Origin of the sequence: Kitasatospora sp. NPDC093102 (genome assembly GCF_040683915.1) — a bacterium.
Classification (GTDB): domain Bacteria; phylum Actinomycetota; class Actinomycetes; order Streptomycetales; family Streptomycetaceae; genus Kitasatospora.
This window is the reverse complement of record NZ_JBFBFA010000153.1, coordinates 1-1051: the sequence shown is the minus strand read 5'-3', so window position 1 is coordinate 1051 and position 1051 is coordinate 1. Positions and strand designations below refer to the sequence as shown.

The window sequence follows — 1051 nt, the reverse complement described above, 5'->3', positions numbered from 1 at the left end:
AAAACTCACCGCCGTCGGGCGTGGTGAACCGCACCCGCCACACCCCGTCCGTATGCCGCAGCACACCCGTCAGATCCTGCTCGCCGAAACTCCCCTGCTTGGACGGCGGGATGACGATCGTCAGGCCGTGGCAGTGGATCGTGGTGGCCCCGGCGTGGACGGTGAAGGGGTGGTCGGGGATCCGGCGGTGGAACCGCGTCACCGCACCCGCCTCCCCACCCGTCGGCAGACCCTCACCCACGGGCCCCGCCGCGATCGCGTCAGCCGACGCCGGCATCACGGTGTCAGCGGGCCGGCCGGCGTCACCGGTGTGGTGCGCGGGCGGCTCCGCGCCTCGTGGGCCCGGCGGGAGCGGCACGGTCCCGGATACGGTGTCCGTCATCGCCGCGGTGGCGTCAGGACCGCTGCCCGCGCCGCGGGCGCGGGCGTGGGCAAGGTCCCGGGCGCGGTCGGCCGCCTCGGCCAGGGCGACCGCGTGGAAGTCGGTGTCCACGGGGAACGCGTCCGCACCCTCGAGCAGCGTGTGCAGGGCATGACGGTAGACACCGGCCACGGCCAGCACATCCGGGTCCTCCCCGAACACCGTCCCCGGCGGCAGCCGCAACCTCGCCTCCTCCAACAGGCCGACCGCACGGACGATCTCCTCACCCCCGAAACCGTCCCCCAACCCCCCACCGGGCAACGGCTCCTCAGTCTCCCCGCCCACCGGCCCGCTCTCGCCCATCACTCCGGAACCGGGGATCGGATCCACCAAGGGGAGGACCCCGACGGGCGGCACCTCCCCGCCCTCCCCGTCCAGTTCCATCCGCACCCCGACCGGCTCAACGACCGGCTCAACGGCCGGCGCATCGACCACAGCCCCGGGCGTGTGGGTGGCGGCCGGGTCCTCCGACGCAAGACCCTCCGTCTCACCGTCCTCCGCGGCCGGGGGCCCGGCGTGCCTCGCACCGGAATCCGGCCGGCCGGCGGCCGCTCCCGCCGGGTTTGTTTCCGGGCCGCTCCCGCCGGCCGCCACGTCACCGGCCGGTGGGCGCGATGCTGCCGCGTCCGG

Annotated in this window: 1 protein-coding gene; it reads right to left on the bottom strand. The window is 75.3% G+C overall.

Annotated elements, in window-relative coordinates:
- Positions 1–751: hypothetical protein (locus tag AB0O11_RS39425; protein WP_363397464.1), on the bottom strand; the 751-nt coding region annotated here is incomplete at its 3' end.
- Positions 752–1051: the final 300 nt, after the last annotated feature.